General features: G+C 67.0%; 25 protein-coding genes. 2 read left to right on the plus strand and 23 right to left on the minus strand.

Going from position 1 to position 22,073, the window contains the following annotated elements; genetic code table 11:
* Window position 1: 1 nt before the first annotated feature.
* From fliR to K3A85_RS06435, 15 genes are all read right to left on the minus strand, one after another.
* The gene (gene fliR / locus K3A85_RS06365) at window positions 2–784 is read right to left on the minus strand and encodes a flagellar biosynthetic protein FliR (RefSeq protein WP_225205638.1); all 783 of its coding nucleotides are present in this window, start codon (window positions 782–784) and stop codon (window positions 2–4) included.
* 8 nt (window positions 785–792) lie between these two features.
* Entirely contained in the window at window positions 793–1,065 is a 273-nt protein-coding gene (locus tag K3A85_RS06370; RefSeq protein WP_225205639.1) for a flagellar biosynthetic protein FliQ, read from the minus strand.
* On the minus strand, window positions 1,065–1,856 hold the full coding sequence (fliP, locus tag K3A85_RS06375; RefSeq protein ID WP_225205640.1) for a flagellar type III secretion system pore protein FliP: 792 nt from the start codon (window positions 1,854–1,856) through the stop codon (window positions 1,065–1,067). Before fliP ends, K3A85_RS06370 begins: the two co-directional genes overlap by 1 nt.
* A 17-nt stretch (window positions 1,857–1,873) precedes the next feature.
* Window positions 1,874–2,152 carry a flagellar biosynthetic protein FliO gene (locus K3A85_RS06380; protein ID WP_225205641.1) on the minus strand — a complete coding sequence of 93 codons (279 nt, stop codon included), beginning with the start codon at window positions 2,150–2,152 and terminating at the stop codon, window positions 1,874–1,876.
* Entirely contained in the window at window positions 2,152–2,430 is a 279-nt protein-coding gene (fliN, locus tag K3A85_RS06385; protein ID WP_225205642.1) for a flagellar motor switch protein FliN, read from the minus strand. Before fliN ends, K3A85_RS06380 begins: the two co-directional genes overlap by 1 nt.
* Before the next feature lie 13 nt (window positions 2,431–2,443).
* On the minus strand, window positions 2,444–3,343 hold the full coding sequence (locus K3A85_RS06390) for a FliM/FliN family flagellar motor switch protein (RefSeq protein ID WP_225205643.1): 900 nt from the start codon (window positions 3,341–3,343) through the stop codon (window positions 2,444–2,446).
* Between the two features lie 33 nt (window positions 3,344–3,376).
* Window positions 3,377–3,985 carry a flagellar basal body-associated FliL family protein gene (locus K3A85_RS06395; protein ID WP_225205644.1) on the minus strand — a complete coding sequence of 203 codons (609 nt, stop codon included), beginning with the start codon at window positions 3,983–3,985 and terminating at the stop codon, window positions 3,377–3,379.
* 31 nt (window positions 3,986–4,016) lie between these two features.
* Window positions 4,017–5,945, minus strand: a complete 1,929-nt coding sequence (locus K3A85_RS06400; protein ID WP_225205645.1) for a hypothetical protein — start codon at window positions 5,943–5,945, stop codon at window positions 4,017–4,019.
* A 66-nt stretch (window positions 5,946–6,011) separates the two neighbouring features.
* Entirely contained in the window at window positions 6,012–6,440 is a 429-nt protein-coding gene (locus K3A85_RS06405; protein WP_225205646.1) for a hypothetical protein, read from the minus strand.
* Window positions 6,430–7,758 carry a FliI/YscN family ATPase gene (locus K3A85_RS06410; protein WP_225205647.1) on the minus strand — a complete coding sequence of 443 codons (1,329 nt, stop codon included), beginning with the start codon at window positions 7,756–7,758 and terminating at the stop codon, window positions 6,430–6,432. The genes K3A85_RS06405 and K3A85_RS06410 overlap by 11 nt, the downstream gene beginning before the upstream one ends.
* The gene (locus tag K3A85_RS06415; protein WP_225205648.1) at window positions 7,752–8,396 is read right to left on the minus strand and encodes a FliH/SctL family protein; all 645 of its coding nucleotides are present in this window, start codon (window positions 8,394–8,396) and stop codon (window positions 7,752–7,754) included. The genes K3A85_RS06410 and K3A85_RS06415 overlap by 7 nt, the downstream gene beginning before the upstream one ends.
* Window positions 8,389–9,417, minus strand: coding sequence for a flagellar motor switch protein FliG (fliG, locus tag K3A85_RS06420; RefSeq protein ID WP_225205649.1), 1,029 nt, complete (start codon window positions 9,415–9,417; stop codon window positions 8,389–8,391). The genes K3A85_RS06415 and fliG overlap by 8 nt, the downstream gene beginning before the upstream one ends.
* Window positions 9,414–11,159, minus strand: a complete 1,746-nt coding sequence (gene fliF, locus K3A85_RS06425) for a flagellar basal-body MS-ring/collar protein FliF (RefSeq protein WP_404822895.1) — start codon at window positions 11,157–11,159, stop codon at window positions 9,414–9,416. The genes fliG and fliF overlap by 4 nt, the downstream gene beginning before the upstream one ends.
* Before the next feature lie 3 nt (window positions 11,160–11,162).
* Window positions 11,163–11,528, minus strand: coding sequence for a flagellar hook-basal body complex protein FliE (fliE, locus tag K3A85_RS06430; protein ID WP_225205651.1), 366 nt, complete (start codon window positions 11,526–11,528; stop codon window positions 11,163–11,165).
* On the minus strand, window positions 11,525–12,805 hold the full coding sequence (locus tag K3A85_RS06435; protein ID WP_225205652.1) for a sigma-54 interaction domain-containing protein: 1,281 nt from the start codon (window positions 12,803–12,805) through the stop codon (window positions 11,525–11,527). Before K3A85_RS06435 ends, fliE begins: the two co-directional genes overlap by 4 nt.
* 230 nt (window positions 12,806–13,035) lie before the next feature.
* On the opposite strand from K3A85_RS06435, the gene K3A85_RS06440 reads away from it, so the two are divergent.
* Both K3A85_RS06440 and K3A85_RS06445 read left to right on the plus strand, forming a co-directional pair.
* Window positions 13,036–13,836, plus strand: coding sequence for a flagellin N-terminal helical domain-containing protein (locus K3A85_RS06440; protein ID WP_225205653.1), 801 nt, complete (start codon window positions 13,036–13,038; stop codon window positions 13,834–13,836).
* Window positions 13,837–14,239: 403 nt separating this feature from the next.
* Window positions 14,240–14,824, plus strand: coding sequence for a helix-turn-helix domain-containing protein (locus K3A85_RS06445; RefSeq protein WP_225205654.1), 585 nt, complete (start codon window positions 14,240–14,242; stop codon window positions 14,822–14,824).
* A 165-nt stretch (window positions 14,825–14,989) separates the two neighbouring features.
* On the opposite strand, the gene K3A85_RS06450 is transcribed toward K3A85_RS06445, so the two are convergent.
* From K3A85_RS06450 to flgG, 8 genes are read right to left on the minus strand one after another with little or no spacing between them, the layout of a single operon-like run.
* A complete protein-coding gene (locus tag K3A85_RS06450; RefSeq protein ID WP_225205655.1) occupies window positions 14,990–15,829 on the minus strand; it encodes a flagellar motor protein MotB in 840 nt (279 codons plus the stop codon).
* Window positions 15,830–15,847: 18 nt separating this feature from the next.
* Window positions 15,848–16,711 (minus strand): flagellar motor stator protein MotA, encoded by an 864-nt coding sequence (gene motA, locus K3A85_RS06455; RefSeq protein WP_225205656.1) that lies wholly within the window; start codon window positions 16,709–16,711, stop codon window positions 15,848–15,850.
* A 27-nt stretch (window positions 16,712–16,738) separates the two neighbouring features.
* Entirely contained in the window at window positions 16,739–17,659 is a 921-nt protein-coding gene (locus tag K3A85_RS06460; protein ID WP_225205657.1) for a flagellin N-terminal helical domain-containing protein, read from the minus strand.
* An 8-nt stretch (window positions 17,660–17,667) separates the two neighbouring features.
* On the minus strand, window positions 17,668–19,005 hold the full coding sequence (flgK, locus tag K3A85_RS06465) for a flagellar hook-associated protein FlgK (RefSeq protein ID WP_225205658.1): 1,338 nt from the start codon (window positions 19,003–19,005) through the stop codon (window positions 17,668–17,670).
* A 4-nt stretch (window positions 19,006–19,009) separates the two neighbouring features.
* The gene (locus K3A85_RS06470) at window positions 19,010–19,408 is read right to left on the minus strand and encodes a rod-binding protein (RefSeq protein ID WP_225205659.1); all 399 of its coding nucleotides are present in this window, start codon (window positions 19,406–19,408) and stop codon (window positions 19,010–19,012) included.
* A complete protein-coding gene (locus K3A85_RS06475) occupies window positions 19,405–20,511 on the minus strand; it encodes a flagellar basal body P-ring protein FlgI (RefSeq protein ID WP_404822896.1) in 1,107 nt (368 codons plus the stop codon). Before K3A85_RS06475 ends, K3A85_RS06470 begins: the two co-directional genes overlap by 4 nt.
* Before the next feature lie 20 nt (window positions 20,512–20,531).
* Window positions 20,532–21,275, minus strand: coding sequence for a flagellar basal body L-ring protein FlgH (locus K3A85_RS06480; RefSeq protein WP_404822897.1), 744 nt, complete (start codon window positions 21,273–21,275; stop codon window positions 20,532–20,534).
* Window positions 21,272–22,060 carry a flagellar basal-body rod protein FlgG gene (gene flgG / locus K3A85_RS06485; RefSeq protein WP_225205660.1) on the minus strand — a complete coding sequence of 263 codons (789 nt, stop codon included), beginning with the start codon at window positions 22,058–22,060 and terminating at the stop codon, window positions 21,272–21,274. The genes K3A85_RS06480 and flgG overlap by 4 nt, the downstream gene beginning before the upstream one ends.
* Window positions 22,061–22,073: the final 13 nt, after the last annotated feature.

Genomic DNA, 22,073 nt, shown 5'->3' on the forward strand with positions numbered 1-22,073 from the left:
CTCAGTGCTCCAGCAATGCGGCGCTCTGGCCGACCGCGGTGCGGGTGAGATCGGTCAACCGGTCGGTGACGAGCGGCGCCGAGGCGATCAACGCGACGAGGCCGGCAAGGACCCCGGCCGGAAGGCCGAGCGAGAACAGGTTGAGACTCGGCGCGGAGCGGCTGATCACCCCGGTCATGACCTGGACGAGCAGCAGCAGCAGCGTGACCGGCAGGGCAATTATCAGGGCGGTTGCAAACATCTGCGAGGCGAATGCGGTGACCTGGGCCATGTGGCCTGCCGAAAACCACGCGGTGCCGGGCGGGAAGGTGCGGTAGCTCTCGACCAGTAGCGAGAACCAGTCGAGGTGTGCGCCAAGGCCGAGGAACAGCACGGTCATCACGACCGAGAAATACTGGCCGAGCGCCGGTGAGTGCGCGCCGCTAACAGGATCGGACGTCGTCGCGATCGACAACCCCATGCCGCCCCCGATCAGTTCCGCGGCAATCAGCGGGGCTGCGAACGAGAGTTGCAGCACGAAGCCGAGGGCGAGGCCGAGCACCACCTCGTTGGCGATGGCGAGCATGCCGGTCAGCGAGAGCAGGTTGGGCGGGGCGACCACGCTGGTCCAGGCGCAGACGAGGACCGCGACTGCGCCGCTCACCATGACCCGCACTTGTGGCGGCACCGTATTCGCACCGAACAGCGGTGCGGCGAACAGGGCTGCCGCGATCCGCGTCATCACGAAGACCATCCGCCAGAACTCTGCCTCGAGCGCGCCAAATCCGAAATCGAGGGCGATCATCGGATGCCTTAGCGCCCGGTTGCGGCGATCTGGACGAACACGTCCTTGAGGAAGTCGCCGATCAGCCCGAGCATCGCGCCGCCCAGCAGGACCAGCACGAGCGCGGTAACGGCAAGCTTGGGCACGAAGGTCAGCGTCTGTTCGTTGACCGAGGTCGCAGCCTGAATGATCCCGACGACGAGGCCGACGGCGAGGCTGGCGAGCAGCACGGGCGCGGCGACGAGCGCTGCAACCCACAGCATCCGGTCCGCAAGCGCGAGAAGGGCGGCAGTATCGTCCATCAGCCGAAACTCGAAGCGAGGCTGCCCATCAGCAGCGCCCAGCCGTCGACGAGGACGAAGAGCAGCAGCTTGAAGGGTAGCGAGACAATGGTCGGGCTCATCATCATCATGCCAAGGCTCATCAGCACCGAGGAGACCACGAGGTCGATCACCAGGAACGGCAAGAACAGCATGAAGCCGATCTGGAACGCGGTCTTTAGCTCGCTGGTGATGAAGGCCGGGAGCAGGATCGAGAACGGCACGTCGGCGCTGTTCGCGAACTTCGGCGCATGCGCCATGTCGGCGAACATCGACAGGTCGTGCTCGCGCGTCTGGCGGATCATGAACTTGTGGAATTCCCCGCCCGCATTGGCGATCGCCTGTTCTGCATTGATGGTGCCTGCCGAATAGGGACTGATCGCCGTCTGGTTCACCTTGTCGAGCGTCGGCGCCATGACGAACAGCGAGAGGAACAGCGAGAGCCCGATCAGCACCTGGTTGGGCGGAGACTGCTGCAGGCCGAGCGCCTGGCGCAGGATGCCCAGCACCACCAGGATGCGGGTGAAGCTCGTCATCATCAGGATCAGGCTGGGCAGGATCGTCAGCAGCCCCATGATCAACAGGAGCTGGAGCGAGAGCGAGAGGCTGCCGCCCGACTGTGCGCCGGCGATCTGGCCGAAGGCGCGATCGAGCGCGCCCGGAATGGCGGCGGCGGTCGAGCCCGGTGCAGCGGCAGGAGCGGCGGCAGGAGCGGCAAGGGCCAGCGTGGGCAGGAGCAGCAGCGGCAGGAACACGCCACTGCGAAGAACCATGGCAAGGCGCATCGTCGTCATTCTTCGGCCGGCGCGTCGCTCGCGCGCGCAGGCGCCTCGGCGAGTGGAACCAGCCCGGCCTTGCTGGCCGAGACGAGAATTTCACGCCCACGGAACTCGATCACGGCAAGCCGCAAGCTCGGGCTGAGCATCTGCGTTTCGACGATCTTCACCGATCGCGTGCCGGTCGACGTTCCGAACTTGCCCTCCATGCGCTTGGCGAACTTGAGGCTGGCCCAGGCAAGACCCCCGATCAGCGGGAGCAGGATGACCAGCTTGAGGATGTACCACAGCATCAGGCGGCATCCTCGCGCGGCAGGGAGGTGGGCTGGCCGATCAGTTCGACAATGCGCAGCCCGAAGCGATCGCCCTGCGCGACGACCTCGCCGCGCGCGATCAGCTTGCCGTTGACCATGACGTCGAGCAGTTCATCGGTCAGCCGGTCGAGCATCACCACGCTCTCCTCGGCGAGCCCCAGCACATCCTTGAGCTTCATCTCGGTGCGGCCGAGCTCGACGGTCAGGCGGACATCGACGTCCTTGAGGAAATCGAAGCCGCGGGTTTGGAAGGTCATCTAAGCCTCTTCTTCAGGAAAGCTGGGTGAGTTGAACGGCGACGCGATCGTCGACCGCGCCGATGCTGCCGTGAGCGACCGTTCGGTCGGCGACCCGCAGCGGAATCGAGCGTGCGATAGGGACGGAGAGGACCTGGCCAACCTCGAGCGCCGAAAGCACTGCGAGGGGTAGCGCCACATCGACGAGCACGGCGCTCACCGGCAACGGCAGTTCGCCGAACGGTGCGTCTTCCGGACTGGCCGGCCGGCTCCGTCGCGCCGGCTTGCGAGATGCTTGGTCTGCCTGGCCGAAAAAGTCGGCGAGCATCGCAAACGGAATGGCCAGCCGCATTTCCCACGGATTGCGCCCGGCTTCAGTGATCGCGAACGACAGCACAGCCAGCCTCGCATCGGGACCGTAGGGCTCGAGTTGTGCAAGGTTGCTGTCGCGCCGCACCGCGGCGATCGGCTCGGGTCCACGCAGGTTGGCGACAGCCGCGAATTGGGCGGCGAACACGGATTCGATCCGCTGGACCATCAGTTCGGCCGAAAGCGGCAGTTCGCGCGGCATCGGGTGGGGCGCTTCGCCCGGGCCGCCGAATGCGCGGTCGACCAGGCGAAGAACCGCTTCAGCATCGATCGCCGAAAGCAGGCGCCCGCCCGATCCGGCCACCCGGTACAGGCTCCATGCGGCAAGCCCCGGTACTCGCGCCTCGATGTCGCCCAGGACGAGATCTTCGGGCTCTCCGCAATCGACCAGTGGCGGCTCGCCGCCGAGCAGCAGGGCCAGCGCGCCGCGCAGCGACCGCGCCATGCGCTCGCTCGCCCGGGCCAGCGCCGGCAACAGCTCGGCAGCGCTCGGACCCTGCCGCACCAGCTCCGCCGCGTGACGAGCGATGGGCCTCTCGGCCACGAGGGATCGTTCAGGCTTCATGTCGCTGTTCGTGCCGTCCGCAAGATGAGGAAATTACTGGACGATGAAGGTCTTGAAGTAGACGGCATCGACTCCGCCGAACCCTTCGGTCTGGGTCAGCACCTTGTTGATCGCGGCAGTCATCCGCTTCTGCAGCTGTTCCTTGCCCTTGCTGGTCTGGACGTCGGTGTCGGGGGTTTCAGCCAGGACATCGAGCAGCGCCGAGCGGATAGCCAGTTCGTGCTTCTGGACCCAGAGGATCACGCGATAATCGCGCCGGGTCGAACAGGCCACGGAGAGCTGCACGAGTGCGTCGCTGTCCTTGAGGTTCGAGGTGAAGTCGTCCGCGAAGGAATAGTAGACAGTGCGATATTCACTGCCGCCTTCGCCCTCGGTTTCCTGGCCGCCTTCCTCACCCTCGCCATGACCGCCTTCCTTGGGCTTGGGCGCGAAGGGATCGATCTCGCCCTTCTTGATCAGCTTGGGGCGGTTGTCTTCCTTGACTTCCTTCTCGTGCCCGCCGCCCCCGATGATGCCGGCCGCCACGAGGCCATAGGCGCCGCCACCTCCGACCGCGAGCATCGCCACCGCGATGCCGATGATCATCATCTTGCCGCCACCCTTCTTCTTGGGCTTGGCTTCCTTATCCTTCTTGTCGCTCATGCTGGTTTCCCGAATGGTCTAGGTAAGCGGATCAGGCGAAAATGCCGTCGCGCGCCGGTGGCTGCTGCGAAGCGGTGCCGCGTCCGCGGTTCGTCTGCACGAGCTGGGAGTTTGCCGGGTTGCGTGCGTTGCCGCCCGAGCGATTGTCGCCCTGGCCGCTGCCCGTCGCGCCGGCGTTCCCGTTCCCGTTCCCGTTCCCGTTCCCGTTCCCTTGTCCTGCCGGGCCGCTCCCCGCGCCAGCGGGGTCGTTCGCGTTCGATCCATGCGTCGATCGTGGTGGTTGGTCGCCGCGGGGCTGGTCCTGCTGCTGGCTGCCTCCCGCCTGCTGTGCTGCAGGCATCGCCTGGCTCGCACTGGCGACTGCCGGGGCGAAGCCGGCATCGCTGCTCGTCATCTGGACCGACAGGCCATCGTCGTCGGCGCGAAACCGCATCGAGACCTTGCCGAATTCTCCGTGCGTGAGCGCGACGGCGATCGGCGCCGCCGGATTGTGCGCGTCCGACCTTGCGCGGGCGATGGCGTCCACCAGCCCGTCCATGTCGATTCGCGCGCCGCTGCGCAGGGGCTGCGGGACGTCGGGAGCGACGGGGGGGCGCTCGTTCGATGTGGCCGTGTGATCGGTTGCCGGAAAAACGATCGGAGCATCGGGCTGCATCACGGGCTTGGCCCGCCGCTCGCTGTCGACAAGCGCAGTGCTCGCCTGCTTGGCGCTCTGCGCCACGTCCGGCTCCGCTGCCCGAACGTGTTCCACGGGACCCTTCGGATCGGCGGGCCGTGAGGCGGGAGGTGTTGCAGGCGCGACCGGTGCGGCCGATGGATCGGCTTCGCGCGGCGCAGTTCGGGTTACGCCATCGTGCGTTGGAGACGAAACCGTCGTGTCCGTTGCCGGGGCGGCCGGGGCACCCGGGACCGGGCCGGTCCCAACCGGTATGGCCGAGCCTACCGTGCCAGCCGAAACCGGGCTCGCGGCGCCCGGTGCAGCGTCCGGTAGCATGGGCTGCGACGCTCGTTTTGGGGCGGTCTCGGGCAAGGCCTCGGTCGGCTTCGTGTCAATCCGGGTGACGGGCATCCCGGTCGGCAACACCGTCGGTTCGACCGGAACCTTGGCAACGGTCAGTACGGTCGGGCGGAATCCGGACGGCGCGGCAGGCGTCGGCGTTTGGGGTTCGGCGACCAGCGTTAGCGCGACGTCCGGCACCATGCCGGCGCGCCCGCCGGATGGAAGCGCCCCGACCGGAGCTGGGCGCTGCGGTGCTGCTACGGCTGATTGCGTGCGGACCGGCCGAGCAGGTCGCGCCTGCGCGGGCGACACCGGCTGGGCCGAGGCGGTGGAACCAGTTGCGAGAAGCGGGCGAGATGACGGCCTGGTGCTGCTGGCGGGCGGGACGAGGTCAGGATTGGCGGTCACTGCAGGGCTTGCGGCTGCAACACTTTGCGCCGGTGCGGGCTGCACAGCGCCAGCACCGGCTGTCGTGGTTGCAGGCGCAGGTGCAGGTGTAGATGCAGACGCGCGAGCAGGGCCAGCGGAAGGAGCGGACGGCAGAGGCGACGCCTGCAGGATGCCCGTGAACTGCACAACGAGCTCGATGGGCCGGGCAAGCTTGCGATCTTCGGCGAGGTCTTCATCCTGAGCCGCGTCTTCGTTGTTCGCCCCGATTGAGAGAGCATCGGCCGCGGTCCCACTGGTCGCCGGAACGGCAAGAATGGGGTCTGCCGGCAACGACGCTGCAGGATCGGGAGCGGCAGCGGCAAGCTTCTGCCGGGCGGCAACCACCTGCGGGCCCGTCGTCATGGTTTCGGCGAGAGCGGACGGTGACTGCGCTTCGACAAGCGCGGCAGCGAAGTCGGGGCCGGTGCCCGCGGTGCCGATGGAAACCGCCGATTTGCCGGAAGGACGCGCGCCGAGCGCATCGAGCGCGCTTGCAGGGAGCAGAGTGGCATTGGCGGTGAAATCGACCATTGGCAGGTCCTTCAAGCGGTTGGCACCGCACGCTCTTCAAGATGCGTGCCAAGTGCGGTAGGTCGGTCAGCTTTCGGTGCGACGGCTTCTCGCTGATGCTGAGGGCACCGCACCCGATTGTCGCAGCCGAGCGATCCTGCGAGCCTGTTCCTCGGCGCGATCCTGAACCGCCGCGCGACGGCGCTCGGCCTCGGCCGCCTCGGCGGCGCGGGCGTCGGCGATGCTGCGCGCCCGTGCGACGTCGCGCTCGTTTCCGGTCGCGATGCGTTCAAGGCCGCGAATGAAGGTGTGCTGCTGCTGGAGCGCTGCAGCGTCGGTCGCATCCGCGCGGGCGGCGTACTCGGCGACCAGCGAGCGGGTGCGGTGGCCCAGAGCCTCGAGTTGGGCGAGCGTGCCTTCGGCCTTGCCTGCCTCGGCCAGTGCGGTTCGCCGTGCCACGTCGCGGATTCGCTCGAGCCGCTGCAACCGGGCAAGCCGGACGCGCTCAGCCTTCATGACCGAGCAGGCGCACCAGCGCAGCTATGCTGGCATCGAGATCGACCACTTCGCGCTGCGGTTGCGACAGGAAGGCGCTCAGTGCTTCGTGCATGGCAATTGCGCGATCGAGCTGGGGGTCTGTGCCGGAGCGATAGGCACCCATCAGCACGAGATCCCGGTTGGCTTCATAAGTCGCTACCAGCGCGCGAAACTGGCGTGCGAGCTGCTGATGGTCGGGTGCGGTAATGTCGCTCATCACCCGCGAGAGCGAGGCGGCGATGTCGATCGCCGGATACTGCCCGCGCTGCGCCAGATCGCGCGAGAGCACGATATGCCCGTCGAGAATGGAGCGGGCGGTATCGACAACCGGATCGTCCTGGTTGTCGCCATCGGCGAGCACGGTGTAGAGCCCGGTGATCGAACCGCCACTCGCCGCCGAATTGCCGGCGCGCTCGACCAGCTTGGTGATGGTGGCGAGCGCCGATGGCGGATAGCCACGCGCAGCGCCGGGTTCGCCCAGCAGCAAGGCGATTTCACGACCGGCGTGCGCCACGCGGGTCAGCGAGTCCATGATCAGCAGCACGCGCTTGCCCTTCGCGCGGAAGTATTCGGCCATGCTCGTGGCGAGCATCGCGCCGCGGATGCGCAAGTTGGGCGCGTGGTCGGCAGGCACGGCCACGATCACGCTGCGCGCGCGCTTCGTGCCGTGCATGTGGCGCTCTACGAAGTCCGACACCTCGCGCGCGCGCTCTCCGATCAGCCCGACGACGACGATCTCGGCCTCGGCGCCATGCGCGATCATGTCGAGCAGCACCGACTTGCCCACCCCCGACCCGGACATGACGCCGATGCGCTGGCCAACGCCGAACGTGGTCAATGCATTGAGCGCGCGTACGCCGGTGTCGAAGGACAAGCGCACGGGCGATCGATCGAGCGCGCCGGCACGGACGCCGCCCGATGGCCATTCGCGGCTCGCCTCGATGGCCGGCCCGCCGTCGATCGGCTTGCCCTCGCCATCCACCGCGCGACCGAGGAAGGCTTCGCCAACCGGCAGCATGCCCGGGCGCCCTTCGGGCCGGACACGTGAACCGGGTCGCAGCAGGACTGCATCGCCGAGCAGCATCATCAGGGTATTGCCGTTGCGAAAGCCGATGACTTCCGCCGCCAGAGAGCCTGCGCCATGCGCGATCCGGCACTGGGTGCCGATCGGCACCGAAAGACCGCTGACTTCGAGCAGGCCCCCGTCACAGGCGGACAGCAGGCCATAGCGGCGCGGAGCGAAATCGGGCTGCACCTCTCCGAACCGCGCCAGCATCGGCAGGGCGGGGTTCAGCATTGGCGCAGCGCGTCCTCGATCGCCCGGCGCCACTGCTCGGGGCCGTCCTCGACCCCTCCGTGCGCGCCTTCGACGCGGATGGACCCGCGTTCGAGCGTCGGGTCGGGTTCACAGTGCCAGGCTTCGGGCAGGCGGGCGTGAACCAGAGCGAGGTCTTCCGGGTGCAGGCGGATCACCCGCGCATCCTCGGCGCGCGCCAGCATCGCTGCGGCGGCCGCGACCCGGCGCGCGAGCGCATCTGCGTCGATCGCGGCTTGCGCGGTGACGGTTTCGCACAAGGCGAGCACGGTCTGGCGCAAGCGGTCCTGCAACTGATGAACCATCGCTTCGTCCAACCGGGCGAGGCCAGTCTCGATCCGATGGCGCGCCGCGTCGCGTTCGGCTGCCTCGACCTGGGCTGCGCGGCGCGCATCCTCGGCGCCTTGCGCATAGCCGTCCGCGAAGGCGCTCTGCAGGGGATCTTCGTCGATCCCTTGCGGCGCGCGTTGCAGGGATGCCTTCTCGTCCGCCGTTCGATCGGCCTCGGACACGAACCGGGCGTCGCGCGCGAACAGGCTCGCGCCGTTGCCCAGCAGTTCGGCGAGCGCGAACGAGCGGGCACCAGGAGGCGCAAAGCGATCGTGGAGCATCTCAGACATAGTCGTCGTCGCCTGCGCCGAAAACGATCACGCCCTCGGCAGAGAGACGGCGGGCGGCGGTGACGATGGCTTTCTGTGCTTCGATGACCTCGGCCATCTTCATCCGGCCTCGCGCGGCGATCTCGTCGCGCACGCCGTCGGCGGCGCGGCTGGACATGGCCCGGAAGAAACAGTCACGCTGGTCTTCGGGAATTCCCTTGAGCGCAGCGATGAGCGTGTCGGAATCGACTTCGCGCAGCAGCGAGCCCATCGACTTGTCGTCGAGCACGTAGAGGTGCTCGAACTTGAACATCTCGTTCTCGATCGCCTTGGCCAGCGCTTTGTCCTGCTTGGCGATCTCGGGCATCACCCGCTTTTCGACCGCACGCGCGGCCGCGTTGATGATGTCGGCGGCCTCGCGAGGACCGCCCATGGTGAGCGCGGCGCGACCGTGGCATTCGGTGATCCGCCGTGCGAGCATTTCCTCGAGCAGGACGATGGCTTCGGGCGCGACCGGGCCCAACGTCGCGATCCGGTGCACCACCTGCGGCTGGATCGCGTCGGGCAGTGCGTGAAGCACGGCGGCGGCAACCTCGGGATCGAGCTGGACCAGCAGGACGGCGATCGCCTGCGGATGCTCATCGCGCACCAGTGGCACGATGACCTGCGGGGTCAGCCAGCGGGCGAGTTCCAGCGAACTGGTCTTGCCAGCTTCTTCGGGCGCTATGCGCTGCATCAGGCTGTCGGCCTTCACTTCGCCGACAGCGCGCGTCATCAGTGTCCGAACCTGGCCGACACGGTCGTGTGCGGTAAGCCCGAGCTTCTCGGTCTTCTCGACGAAGCCGACGATGGCCTGGGCGATCGTACGCGGGCCGATTTCGCCCAACGCACACATCTTTTCGCCGAGCAGCCGCAGTTCACCCGGCTCCAGCTGGGAAAGCAGGTGTGCGGCCTGATCGTCTTCGAGCAGCATGACCATAACGGCCGCGCGCTCGGGATCGCTGATCGTCGCGTCGGCCTCGATTGCGCTCATCTCGCTCATCGCGCGCCTTCCTCTTCAGGTTCCTTGAGCATCTGCCGCAGCGCTTCGACGGCGCTCTCCGGCTTTTCGGCGACCAGCCGCTGGGCGAGCCCGACCTGGGCGCTCAGCAGCTCCGGATCGATCTGGCCGCTGGCATTGGTCAGCTGCGGCGGCTTGCGGTTGCCGCCGGCACCGGCGGATGCTGAATCGGCATCGGCATCGTTGTCCTCGTCCGCCCCTGCGTCCTCACCATCGGCGTCTTCGACCGCCCCGGACTTGCCCTTCTTCTTGCCCGGCTTGCCGGCTCCAGTGGCGGGATCGCGCCTCAGCGCCTTGATCAGCGGACGTACGCCGAGCAGCAGCGTCATCAGCACTGCGAGCAGGGCAACGACGTTGCGCAGGATCGTCGCGAACCATGGCGTTTCCCAGAACTTCGGTGGCGTGACCACCGCCGGCTGGAAGCTGCGCACGGCAACCGCCACCTGATCTCCGCGTGCGGGATCAGCGCCGACCGCCGCAGAGACCAGCTGCTTGATCTGCTCGATTTCGGCGGGCTTGGCCTTGGCCATTACCGCGCCCGAGAGCGCAACAGCGACTGACAGGCGCTTGATCTTGCCGGGGCCTGCATTGACGACCGCGACTTCGCGGCCAAGCTCGTAGGTCTTGGTCGACGAACTTTCGCCGTTGGTCGGCGCGGCGCTGGGTGTCGCGGCCGGGCTAGGGGTTGCGCCCGGCGCCCCGGGCTGTGGCGTGGTCGGGGGCGGTGGCGTGTTCGACAGGACTCCGGGCACGCCCGCAGCGCCCCCTGCGGCAGAGGATTGCGATGCGGACTGCGATTCCTGGCGCACCGCGCCGTTCTTGTCGTAGCTTTCGCGCGCCGAGGTCGTCTGGTCCATGTCGAGTTCGACTTGGATCTCGGACGAGAAATTGCCATCGCCGAGCATAGGAGTCAGCAGCGCCGCGACTTGCTGGCGGAGTTTTTCCTCGAGCCGCCCCTGCATCTCGAGCCGGTCGTTGTCGCCTGGCTTGTCCGAAGACAGCAGGCGTCCGTGCTGGTCGATCACCCGCACGGCGTCGACAGAGAGGCCGGGGACCGACGCGGCGACCAGGTTGACGATCGCCGCGACCTGGCTGTCCGAAAGCTGCCGCCCGCGCGCCAGCTTGACCATGACGGAGGCCGAAGGCGCCGCGTTGTCGCGGACGAAGACCGATTTCTCGGGTTCGGCCAGGTGCACCCTGACCGCCTCAATACCGTCGATCTGCATGACCGTCAGCTCGAGCTCGCGCTCTCGAGCGGCCTGCAGGCGCTCGCCTTCCACCGTGCGGCTGGCGCCCATCGGCAGCTTGTCGATCATCTGCTCGCCTGTCTCCGGCGTGGCGATCGCGCCGTCCGAGGCCGCGACCATGCGCGCCTTGTAAAGATCGTCCTCGCCGACCGAGAGAGCGCCGGTGGAATTGTCGATGGTGTAGGGAATCGAAGCCTTGTCGAGCGCGGCGGCGACTTGCGCGCGCTCGCTGTCGGAAAGTTCGCTGTAGAGCACGCGCTGCGGTGCAGGCGCCATCGTCATCCAGAGCAGGCCGGTCAGCCCGGCCGCTGTCACTCCACCGAACCAGGGGAGCGCCCTGCGAACCGGCGGCTGGCCGAGAAACTGCCCGACACGGGTAAGGATCGGCCCTCCAGCGGGATCGGTCAATGGCGCGAGCAACGACGGGGCCGGTCCTGCCGGCAGGGCGCCGGAGGACGCGGGTACGATATCCGCCATCTATCAGATCCCCATCCGCATGATGTCCTGGTAGGCGGACAGCAGCTTGTTGCGGACCTGCAGGGTCGCCTCGAATGCGACTCCCGATTCCTGGCGTGCGAGCATCACCTTGGCGACGTCGGTCACTTCACCCTTTTCATAGCCTTCGCTCAGCACCGCCGCCTTGTCCTGCGTTGCCGCGACCTGATCGAGCGCGGACTTGAGCGCGCCGGTAAACCCTCCGGCCGGTGCCGCCCCTCCGGTTTCCGCGGTCGCGTCGGAGGGATTGCGGATCTGCTGCAGCAGCTGCGAGCGTTCGACGATCTGCTGGCGCAAGGCCATGATCTGCTGGACGCCGGTCGCACCGCCGATGGCGCCGATGCCGCTCATCGCCGGCCTCCGGCGGCGAGGCCGCCGATGGCAATGCCGGCTTCGCGGAAGCTGGCGAGGCGGTAGCGCAGCGTCCGCTCCGAGATGCCGAGCTGGCGGGCGGCCGCCACGCGGCTGCCGCCACAGGCCTCGAGTGTTGCAAGGATCGCGCGAGCCTCGGAAAGCTGCACGATGTTCGAGAGCTTGCCGCCGGCCGCAGCCGTGCTCTCTGTCGGCGCTTCGGTGCCGGCAAGTCGAACCGCGCGGTCGAAGACGATGTGCTCGGGGCCGATTTCGTGCTCGTTGCCCAGGAGGACGAGGGCGCGGCGGATGACGTTCTCGAGTTCGCGCACGTTGCCGGGCCAGGCATGGCAGGCGAGCATTGCGATCGCCGCGTCAGACAGCCACGGCACGACCTGCCCGACGGGAGCGTGACGCAGGATCATCGCAAAGGCGAGCGGCGCGATGTCCTCGCTGCGCTCGCTAAGCGGCCGCAGTGCGAGCGGAAACACATTGAGCCGATAGAACAGGTCGGCACGGAAGCGGCCTTCCTCGACTTCGAGCGGAAGATCGCGGTTGGCGCAGGCGATCACCCGCACATCGACCTTGACCGGCGCCGTCGCCCCGATCGGAACGACTTCGCCTTCCTGAAGCGCGCGCAGCAGCTTGGCCTGGAGCGACAGCGGCATCTCGGCAATCTCGTCGAGCAGCAGCGTGCCGCCGTCGGCCGCGCGGAAGAACCCTTCGCCCGCGGCATTGGCGCCAGTGAACGATCCCTTCTGGTGCCCGAACAGCATCGCCTCGAGCATGGTCTCGGGCATGGCCGCGCAGTTGATCGCGATGAACGGCTTGCCCGCGCGGGGCGAACGCTCGTGGATGAAGCGGCTGAGCACTTCCTTGCCGGTTCCGGTCGGGCCGTTGATCAGTACGGGGATGTCGCTGCCGGCGATTCGCTCGGCGAGCGCCAGGATCGACAGGCTTTCGGGATCGGCGGCAATCGGAGCGCCAGGGGCCGAAGCGCAGGCGAGCAAGGCTGCAAGCACCGCCGGCGACGCTCCGTCGCCATACCGCAGCAGGAACCGCTGACCGCCGGCAAGCCTCGTGATCGAACAGGCGTCCGACCGCTCCAGCATCACCGACGTCCGCCGCGGATCGGCCGGGACCTTGTCCGAGATGTCGCGAAGTTCGGCCGATGCGCCGCCAAAGCTTGCTGCCACGCTCGAAGCGCGCACCGTCAACGGAGCATGGTCACGGCTCGCCGCCTCCGAGATGTGCAATCGTGTAAGCCTGCGACTCATCATTTCAACCCCGTCTTTAACCATGTCTTCCAAGGGCCTTTTCGCGCGGAAACGACCAACAGGCCGAAACTTTAAGCTGCGTGTTTTCACCTAGTGTCAGCCCTCATGACCGGCAGATTCCGGCAGCCGGCAGACTTAATTCCGGCAGCTTCTTGCCGGTCTTTGTCCCGACGGCCCGATTCCACGAGGATCAGGCAGTCTTTCGGGAACGATCTCACTGGAGAGAAAAAATGGCGGTTATCAACACCAACATCAGCGCCATCAAGGCTGCCAACGCTTCGAACTCGGCAGGCAAGATGGCGGCAACGGCGATGGAGCGCCTGTCGACCGGCAAGCGCATCAACGGCGCCAAGGACGACGCGGCGGGCCTCGCGATCAGCACCACGATGACGGCGCAGATCAAGGGCATGAGCCAGGGCGTCCGCAACGCCAACGACGGCATCTCGCTGGCGCAGACGGCGGAAGGTGCGCTCAACGAAGTCACCAACATGCTGCAGCGCGTGCGCGAGCTGGCGGTGCAGTCAGCCTCGGGCACCTACCAGGACTCCGACCGCGGCTACATGGACGCGGAAGTCCAGGAACTGTCGACCCAGATCAACAACGTGCTGACGAACACCAAGTTCAACGGCAACGCCGTGTTCGGCACTTCGGACAGCACCTTCACGATCCAGGTCGGCGCCGACACCAGCGACACCGTCGACATCACCAGCAAGGGGATCGCCTCGGTCACCTTCGACGTGACCGGCGCTTCGGCAGCCACCACCACGATGGGCGACGTCGATACCTCGCTCGGTGAAGTGAACGCCGCGCGCGCTTCGTTCGGTGCGGGCCAGAACCGCCTCGAATCGGTGGTCAACAACCTGAACGACAACATCACCAACCTGTCGGACGCGCGTTCGCGCATTCAGGACACCGACTACTCGGCGGAAACCACCGCGATGGCCAAGGCCCAGATCCTCAGCCAGGCCTCGACCGCGATGATCGCCCAGGCGAACCAGAGCCAGCAGAACGTCCTGTCGCTGCTGCGCTAAGGTCACCCAGCGTAATCGCCTGTCTCCACAGGCGGCCCGGACCCGGCGATCCCCCGATCGCCGGGTTTCGGGCCGTTTGCGCTCTCTACAGGCTCGCGTCCGCGCTCCTGGCGCTCGATTCGCGGTCCGATCGTCGGCGATCTAGAAAATATCTGTTCTTTTGAATGCCTTGCCGTTCGGATCTGGATATCGGTGCAACGATATAGCGAGGCATATACGAAGGTTAATGTGCTCGTTTTAATTCTGTCAATAAAGTGACATTTGCGTAGCCCGGAATGCCTAAAAATTTAATTATGTCCTTGTTTATGCGAGAAAATTGTAGGCATTTCAGTGCGAGCCGAGGCGCTGCCCCAAACCGGTAGCGTGACGCGACGGTCAACTGGAGACGACTGCTATGGCGAGCATGGAGCGATCGACCAACGGGGGATGCCGCGGCACCGGTCTTGCCGGATCGCCCGATCAGGCCGACCTTGCGGCCTGTCCCGCGCACAGTCACCTCTCCGGCCTCGCGGCCGAGCTCGAAGCGCTTGTCGGCGACGTGCGCAATCGTCTGCTCGAAGGGAGTGCAGGAAATCCTGCCGTCCCGGCCGAAGAAGCGCGCCGCGCCTTCAACAGCGAGGAACTGACGCTCGGCATCGCCAAGCGCCTCTACCGCGATCGCCGCCGCCGCGGCGACATGTTCGATGCCGACCTGTTCGGCGAGCCCGCGTGGGACATGCTCCTCGATCTCTACATCGCCGCCTGCGAGGATCGCCAGGTCTCGACGACCAGCGCGTGCATCGGCGCCAACGTTCCGGTCGCCACCGGCCTGCGCTGGATCCAGCTGCTCGAGAACCAGGGGCTCATCGCCCGCAAGGCGGATCCGCGCGATGCGAGGCGGGTGTGGATCTCGCTGACCGCGAATGCGCGGCGCAGCTTGCGCAGCTATTTTGCAGCAAGCATCCAGCAGGCCGGCCGCGGCAGCGGGACCCTCAGCGCAGCGGCCTGACGCTCGTCTTCATAAAGCGGATTTGCCAGGACGACGACGCGCTGCTGCGCGCAGCGAGAGTGCCTTTCGTGCAGAACACGGGCTTGTCCGAGGCGCCGACGGGTGTGCGTGGCGTGTCACCGCGGCACGAGAGCGCAGGCGTCCCAGGAGCGGCGCCCGCCTCACTCAATTCAGCAGGAGGATCGACATCCGCCGGTTGCGCGGGTCCGCGGGATTGTCCTGGACCAGCGGCTCCTTGTCGGCCACGCCTTCGATGCGGTGGAAGCGTCCCTCGGCGATACCGCTGCGCATGAGCGCCTGGCGCGTCGCCTCGGCGCGACCGGCGGAGAGCGACCAGTTGTTCGCGGCATCCCCGGGCTTCCACTGCAGCGAGTCGGTGTGGCCGCGCACGGTAAGGCCCGACACATCGGTCGAGAGGACCTGCCCGATCGCCTGGACCAGCTCGAGCGCGTCGGGCGTCAGGATCGTCGTACCCAGCTGGAACATCGAGAACTTCGCGTCATCGACCAGGTCGAGGCGGATTCCTTCCGGGGTCATGGTCATGCGCACCTGACGCGACAGCTTGCGCAGCTTCTCGCTTGCCGCCAGCTTCTGTTGCAACTTCTGCTGGAGCGCTGCGGTGCGCTTGACTTTCGATCCGCCGTCCTTGGCTCCGCCGCTCGCATCGCGCGGAATGGTCAGCGTCTTCGTGCCGGTCTGCCCGGCGCGATACTGGTACGTATCGGAATCGGTCAGCGAGGACCCCGACAGGAGGCCGTAGGACCCGGCGCTCCCTTCCTTCATCTTCACCAGCGTCGGGGTGAAGTAGTCGGCGATCCCCTTGCGCTGCTTCTCGGTCGTCGCCCCGAGCAGCCACATCAGCAGGAAGAACGCCATCATCGCGGTCACGAAGTCCGCATAGGCGACCTTCCAGGCGCCGCCGTGGTGCCCGCCGGCGACGACGGTGATCTTCTTGACGATGATCGGCTTGGGCGGTTCCGCCTTGCCTTTGCCCGCCTTGGCCATGATCTATCCGAGCCTCTCTTAACGGCCGCGCAGGGCGTCGAGCAGTTCGGACAAGCCAGGGCGGAATGCATGCCCCAGTCCCGAGCGGGCGCTTTCGACCACCAGCGGCTGCGGCCAGCCGTGCAGGCTCGCGATGATCACCTGCTTGACCGCCTGGAAGATCATTTCGTCCTGGTCGAGCACCTGCTTGAGGCGCTGGGCGAGCGGGGCGACCATGCCGTAGGCCAGCAACACGCCCATGAACGTGCCGACAAGCGCCGAGCCGATCATCGCGCCGAGGATCGAAGGCGGTTTGTCGATCGAACCCATGGTCTTGACCACGCCGAGCACCGCCGCGACGATACCCAGCGCGGGAAGCGCGTCGGCAAGGCCCTGAAGCGCGTGCTGCGCCTCGCTTTCCTCGTGGAAGTGGGTCTTCATCGCGTGGTCCATCACGTCCTCGACGGCATGCACCTCGAGGGTGCCCGACGACACGACGATCAGCGTCAGCGTGTCGCAAACCAGCGAAATCAGCGCCTTGTTGGCGAGCAGTCGCGGGTATTCGGCGAAGATGGGCGAATTCTTGGGATCGGTGACATGGCTTTCGAGCGCGACGGGGCCATCGGAACGCAGGATCTTCATCAGCTTCGTGCACAGCACGATGGCATCGACATGGTCCTGCTTGTTGTGCTTGGGCCCCTTGAACACCTTGCCGAAGCCTGCGCCGATGCCCTTGAGCTCGTGCAGCGAGTTCCCGGTGATCGTCGCCCCCAGCGCAGCGCCACCGATGATCAGCATCTCGTGGGGAATGGCCTCCATGACCGGCCCGAGCGCGCCGCCGGTAATGGCGAAGCCGCCGAAGACCATCGCCAGAAGAACAACGATGCCAATGCCTGCGTACATGTCTGGAGACGTCCCGAGATCTGGTTTTTACTTGAGAAGGTCGAACAGCGACAGGCCGGCGAGGCGCGTGAAGCTTGCCTGGCTCGCCTGCAGCACGGTCGAAAGTTCGTTGAGCCGCGTCAGCGCTTCGGTCAGGTCGGTGGTGCCGATCTGGGTCTGCTCTTCCGAACGTGCTTCGCTCATCACCTGCTGGCGCTGCGTGTTAAGGTCGATCCACGAAAGCCGGGCACCCAGCACGGTCTGCGTGGTGGTGATCGAATCCAGTCCGTCGGACAGCGTGGTCAGCGCCGCATTGGCCGCGCTCGCCGTGCCCGGACCGCCCGCGGTCAACGTGTCGGCCAGCGTCTTGATCGTCGAAAGCAGGTTCTTCGAACTCCCGCCAGACTGGAAGTCGAGGAATTCGGGGCCGGTGAAGGTGCGGGCCACGGTCTGCCCGTCGCCCAGGGACAGCTCGCCCGCGCTGCCGCTGCCGACGTAGGTGGCATTGCCCGAAGCATCGACGGTGTAGGCCGGCCCGGCAGCGTCGCCGCCGAACAGCGCATTGCCGGCGCTGTCGCGCGTATTCGCGAGCGACACGAGATTGCCGTGGATCTGCGAAAGCTCGGCGGCGATCGACTTGCGCTGGCTGTCGGTCAGGGTGCCGGTCGCTGCCTGCGTCGTCAGCTCCTGCGCGCGGGTAACGAAGGCCGCGAATTCGTTTAGCGCCGAATCGACGAGGTTGAGATCCGTCGTGGCGCGATTGGCTGCCGCGCCGTCGATCCGCGCCATCGATTCGCTTCGGGAAAGGCTGCGCAGGCGCGAAGCGGCGAGGGGATCGTCGGACGATGCCGTCAGCTTCTGGCCCGAGCCGATCTGGCTCTGGATCTGCTCGGCTTGCGAACGCAGCGAGGTAAGGTCGAGGGCGCCGCGGTCGAAGAAGGCGCTGGTGCTGGTGGCGAAGATCGTCATGGCGGGCCTCAGCGGATGTTGAGCAGGGTATCGAACAGCGTGGTCGCGACCTGCATCACCCGGCCCGAAGCCTGGAATGCCTGTTGGTAGCGCACGAGGTTGACGGCCTCGGTGTCGAGATCGACGCCCGACTGCGCGGCAAGCGCGGTCCGGGCCGAATCCGAAATGGTCGTGAGCGCATCGCGAGTGATCTTGCGCCCGTTTACCGTAGCCGAGATGTCGAACAGGATGCCGTCCATCGCGACCGAGGGATCGTCGGCATCGAGGGCGCTCTGCAATGCATTGAGATTCGAAGCATCGCGGCTGCCGGCAGTCGCACCGGCAGCTGCGGTTGCGATCTTGCGCCCGCTGGCGGCGACGAGCGTGAAGCTCGCGGCGCTCGTGCCGGAGAAGATCGCGCCGCCGGGATTGCCGTCGAGATCGCTGCCGTTGGCATTGGCGGTGTTCACCGTGGTCACGATCTTGCCGGCAAGCGTGTCGAGATCGCCGTGGATCTGGGCCAGCTTGGCCAAGGCCTGGGCTTCGCCGGCGAGCGAGCCGCCGGACAAGGTCACGGCTGCGGAGCCGAGCGCGAAGCTCATCGTGCCGTTGCTGGCGGTCGTGGCGGTCAGGGTGGTGGCGGTGCCGCCATCGACCAGCAGGGGGCCGCTGCTCCCCCCCATGCGCACCTGGACGCTGCCGTCCGAGGCGAACGTCGTGGAAATGTCGCCGTACTGGCTGATCTGCTGGAGCAGGTTGTCGCGCTGGTCGAGCAGCTTGGTCTGGTCGCTGCTCGCGTCCGAGGCGCGCGTCAGGCGCAAGTTCGTGCGCGCCAGCTCGGCTGCCATGCGGTTCACTTCGCTCACCCCGAGGTTCGCGGTGAACTGCAGGCCCGAACCCACCGCATCCAGCTCCTGCGCGGCAATCTGGAAGGTCCCGGTCATGCTGCGCGCCGCCTCGAACACCGAGGCGCGGAGTGAGGTGTCGGTCGGGTTGTGCTTGAGCTGCTGCAGCGCGCTCAGGAAATCGTTGATCGAACCGTACGCGTTCGACTGTTCCAGCGCCGCCTCGACGTTCTGCAAGCCCTTCACTTCCGCCTCGGCCCGGGCGGTGTCGGCTCCGGTGCGCCGCACTTCCGCCTGGCGGAATGCGTCTGCATTGCGCTGGATCTGGCTGACCCGCACGCCCGAGAGGGAAACATCGCGCGACGTGCCGAAGTAACCGGTCGTGGCCACTTCGGACAGCGAAACGCTGCGCCGCACGTAACCGTCGGTGGAGGCATTGGCGATGTTCTGCGCGGTGACGTCGAGCGCGATGCGCGCGGCCTTCACGCCGCTGCGGCCGATCGAAAGCAGGTCGGACGACATGGCTTCAGCCCTCCGTGGCTGACGGGGTGGCGGCGGACGTGCCGGGGTTGGTGGCGAGAGGCGCGCGCGGCGCGGCCCCGTTGCCCAGGTCCAGGCCACGCGCGAGCTGGGCCTCGATCTGATGCGCTAGACCGAACGCACCGCTGTGCGCGGCGATTTCGGCAAAGCGTTCATCGCGCATCTGGGTGAAGGTATCGTCTGCCCCCCCTACGGGATTCCCCCCGAAAAGGTCCTTTTCCCCGCCGAAACTGCCCTGGCGCGCTGCGGCGAGGATCTGGCGGACGAACATCGCCTCGAAGCCCTCGGCGGCCTGCCGCAGCTTCTGCCGCTCGACCGCCTTGGCGTCGCTCGCTGCGCCGGCGGCGGCAGGCGCGACGGGGGCAGGGGGGAGCAGCACGCTCACAGGATTTCCATCTCGGCCTTGAGCGAACCCGCTTCCTTGAGCGCTTCGAGGATCGCGACGAGATCGGAGGGACTGGTGCCGAGCTTGTTGAGTGCATCGACGAGCGACGAGAGCGAGGCACCCGGCTTGAACATTGCCACGTGCGCTTCCTGTTCGGACACGCTGATCTGGCTGTTCGGGGTCACTGCGGTCTGCCCGCGCGAAAACGGACCGGGCTGCGATACCTGAGGCTTCTCGTCGATCTTGACCACGAGCTTGCCGTGGCTGATCGCCGCCGGCGACAGGCGCACCGCGCTGTTGATCACGACCGTGCCGGTGCGGCTGTTGACGATGACCCTGGCTGCGGCCTCGGCCGGCGAAACCTGCAGCATTTCGATCGCGGCCATCGTGCTCGCGCGGCGATCGGCCCCGTCGGGAAGCCGGAGCGCGAGGGTGACCCCGTCCTCGACCGAGGCGATGCCGGGATAGCGGGTATTGATCGCATCGCGCACGCGCGCGGCAGTCAGGAAGTCGGACTGGAACAGGTTCCAGCGCAGCACTTCGCCGGTGTCAAAGCCGGTGGCCACGGCACGCTCCACGCTTGCGCCGTCGGCTATGCGGCCGACGGTGGGGACGTTGACCGTGAGCTGCGAGCCGTCCTTCGCCGTGATGCCGAGCCCGCCGACTGCAAGGTTACCTTGCGCCATCGCGTAGATCTGGCCGTCGGCGCCATAGAGCGGCGCGAGGATCAGCGCGCCGCCCCGCAAGGATTTGGCCTTGCCGATCGTGCTGACGGTCACGTCGATGCGCTGGCCGGGCTTGGCGAAGGCGGGCAGATCCGCGGTGATCAGCACCGCCGCAGCGTTCTTCAGACCAGGCGAAACACCCGGCGGCAACTGCACGCCGAGCCGCCCCGAGACGCCGCGCATCGCCTGCGTGAGATAGTCGAGGTTGTCGTCGCCCGTGCCGGGAAGTCCGACGACAACGCCATAGCCGGTAAGCTGGTTGCTCCGAACGCCCTGGAACGCGCCCAGATCGCGCACGCGCTCGGCATGCGCGACCGGCGCCGCGAGCGGGGTCGCGAGGGTCATCAGAGCAAGGACGAAATAGAACAGGCGGCGCATGGCTTGTGGCTTCCCCGACTTCAGAAAGGACTGATTGCGTTGAAGAACTTCGACAGCCAGCCTTCGCGGCTGGCCCGGCTGACGGCGCCGTTGCCGGCATATTCGATGCGGGCATCGGCAACCCGGCTCGAGGGGATCGAGTTGTCCCCGTCGATGTCGCCCAGGCGGACGATCCCGGAGAATTGCACCCATTCGTTGCCCTGGCTCAGCAGCAAGCGCTTTTCCCCTTTCACGAGCGCGGTCCCGTTGGCGCGGACTTCGGCGATGGTCGCCGAAACCGTTCCTCCCAGCGAGCTGGTCTGGGTCGCGTTGCCCTGTCCGTTGAACGACGATCCGCCCGAGGCTTTAAGGGCGTTGGGGTTGAGGAACGACAGCGGCCCCGCCGTCGGCGGGACAATGTTGAAGTCGCCGCTGCGCTGGGTCTTCGATGCGGCCGACTTCGACGTCGTCAGCTGCTCGACCAGCACGATGGTCAGCGGGTCGCCCACCGCGTGGGCGCGACGCCCCTCGACCAGGCCGGCGTAGCCTGCGGCGACGTTGAAGATCGCTCCATTGCCCTGCGGTGCGGCGGGCGATGGCGGCAGCGTGGCTTCGAAGCCGGGGGCAGGGCGGGTCTTGGCATGCGCGGGAGGCGCTAGCACCAATGCGCCCGCCAGCGCAGCCAACGCCAGAAGCAGTCCCGCAGGGCGCGGAAGACGGCGCGCCCGGCGGGGAACGAACACGGCGTCGAAAATCGCGTCGAACGGCGCGTCGAGCATCGTCACAGCGTCTGGTTCGCGTTCTTGAGCATCTCGTCGACCGCGGAGATCATCTTGGAGTTGATCTCGTAGGCGCGCTGGCATTCGATCATGTCGACGAGCTCTTCGACCACGTTGACGTTCGACGCCTCGAGGTAGCCCTGGCGGATCTGGCCGCGGCCGTCCTGCCCGGCGATGCCGATCTGCGCGGCGCCGCTGGCTGCGGTTTCGAGCAGGAAGTTGTCGCCCTTGTTCTGCAGCCCCGACGGATTGGTGAAGCTGGCGATCGTTAACTGGCCGAGTTGCGTCGGCTCGCCCGAACCTGCAACTGTCGCCGAAACGGTCCCGTCGGGCGCGATGGTAATCGCGCTCGCCCCTTCCGGCACGGTGATCGGCGGCTGCACGACGTAGCCTTGCGCGGTCACCAGCTGGCCTTCGGACGAGCGCGAGAAATTGCCGGCGCGGGTATAGGCCAGTTGGCCTCCGGGCAGCGCGATCTGGAAATAGCCGTCGCCATCGAGCGCCAGGTCGAGCGCATTGCTGGTCGATTGGAGCGAGCCCTGGCTGTCGATGCGGGTGGTTGCCTGGATGCCGACGCCGGTGCCGAGGTTGAGCCCGGTGGCATAGGCCGTCTCGCCCGAGGACTGCTGTCCGGCGACGCGGGCGTCCTGGTAGGCAAGCGTGGCGAAGTTGGCGCGATCGCGCTTGAAGCCGGTCGTGCCGACGTTGGCGAGGTTGTTGGCGATCACGCGCATGCGCGTGTCCTGCGCCTCGAGCCCGGTGCGGGCGACGTGAAGGGCGGATGATGGCATGGGTCAGAACTCC

It is taken from the genome of Novosphingobium huizhouense (assembly GCF_020179475.1).
Lineage (GTDB): Bacteria > Pseudomonadota > Alphaproteobacteria > Sphingomonadales > Sphingomonadaceae > Novosphingobium > Novosphingobium huizhouense.

Coding starts and splice junctions, on each gene's coding strand:
- fliR (WP_225205638.1), bottom strand. CDS start 784: ATGATCGCCCTCGATTTCGGATTTGGCGCGCTCGAGGCAGAGTTCTGG.
- K3A85_RS06370 (WP_225205639.1), bottom strand. CDS start 1,065: ATGGACGATACTGCCGCCCTTCTCGCGCTTGCGGACCGGATGCTGTGG.
- fliP (WP_225205640.1), bottom strand. CDS start 1,856: ATGGTTCTTCGCAGTGGCGTGTTCCTGCCGCTGCTGCTCCTGCCCACG.
- K3A85_RS06380 (WP_225205641.1), bottom strand. CDS start 2,152: ATGCTGTGGTACATCCTCAAGCTGGTCATCCTGCTCCCGCTGATCGGG.
- fliN (WP_225205642.1), bottom strand. CDS start 2,430: ATGACCTTCCAAACCCGCGGCTTCGATTTCCTCAAGGACGTCGATGTC.
- K3A85_RS06390 (WP_225205643.1), bottom strand. CDS start 3,343: ATGAAGCCTGAACGATCCCTCGTGGCCGAGAGGCCCATCGCTCGTCAC.
- K3A85_RS06395 (WP_225205644.1), bottom strand. CDS start 3,985: ATGAGCGACAAGAAGGATAAGGAAGCCAAGCCCAAGAAGAAGGGTGGC.
- K3A85_RS06400 (WP_225205645.1), bottom strand. CDS start 5,945: ATGGTCGATTTCACCGCCAATGCCACTCTGCTCCCTGCAAGCGCGCTC.
- K3A85_RS06405 (WP_225205646.1), bottom strand. CDS start 6,440: ATGAAGGCTGAGCGCGTCCGGCTTGCCCGGTTGCAGCGGCTCGAGCGA.
- K3A85_RS06410 (WP_225205647.1), bottom strand. CDS start 7,758: ATGCTGAACCCCGCCCTGCCGATGCTGGCGCGGTTCGGAGAGGTGCAG.
- K3A85_RS06415 (WP_225205648.1), bottom strand. CDS start 8,396: ATGTCTGAGATGCTCCACGATCGCTTTGCGCCTCCTGGTGCCCGCTCG.
- fliG (WP_225205649.1), bottom strand. CDS start 9,417: ATGAGCGAGATGAGCGCAATCGAGGCCGACGCGACGATCAGCGATCCC.
- fliF (WP_404822895.1), bottom strand. CDS start 11,159: ATGGCGGATATCGTACCCGCGTCCTCCGGCGCCCTGCCGGCAGGACCG.
- fliE (WP_225205651.1), bottom strand. CDS start 11,528: ATGAGCGGCATCGGCGCCATCGGCGGTGCGACCGGCGTCCAGCAGATC.
- K3A85_RS06435 (WP_225205652.1), bottom strand. CDS start 12,805: ATGAGTCGCAGGCTTACACGATTGCACATCTCGGAGGCGGCGAGCCGT.
- K3A85_RS06440 (WP_225205653.1), top strand. CDS start 13,036: ATGGCGGTTATCAACACCAACATCAGCGCCATCAAGGCTGCCAACGCT.
- K3A85_RS06445 (WP_225205654.1), top strand. CDS start 14,240: ATGGAGCGATCGACCAACGGGGGATGCCGCGGCACCGGTCTTGCCGGA.
- K3A85_RS06450 (WP_225205655.1), bottom strand. CDS start 15,829: ATGGCCAAGGCGGGCAAAGGCAAGGCGGAACCGCCCAAGCCGATCATC.
- motA (WP_225205656.1), bottom strand. CDS start 16,711: ATGTACGCAGGCATTGGCATCGTTGTTCTTCTGGCGATGGTCTTCGGC.
- K3A85_RS06460 (WP_225205657.1), bottom strand. CDS start 17,659: ATGACGATCTTCGCCACCAGCACCAGCGCCTTCTTCGACCGCGGCGCC.
- flgK (WP_225205658.1), bottom strand. CDS start 19,005: ATGTCGTCCGACCTGCTTTCGATCGGCCGCAGCGGCGTGAAGGCCGCG.
- K3A85_RS06475 (WP_404822896.1), bottom strand. CDS start 20,511: ATGCGCCGCCTGTTCTATTTCGTCCTTGCTCTGATGACCCTCGCGACC.
- flgG (WP_225205660.1), bottom strand. CDS start 22,060: ATGCCATCATCCGCCCTTCACGTCGCCCGCACCGGGCTCGAGGCGCAG.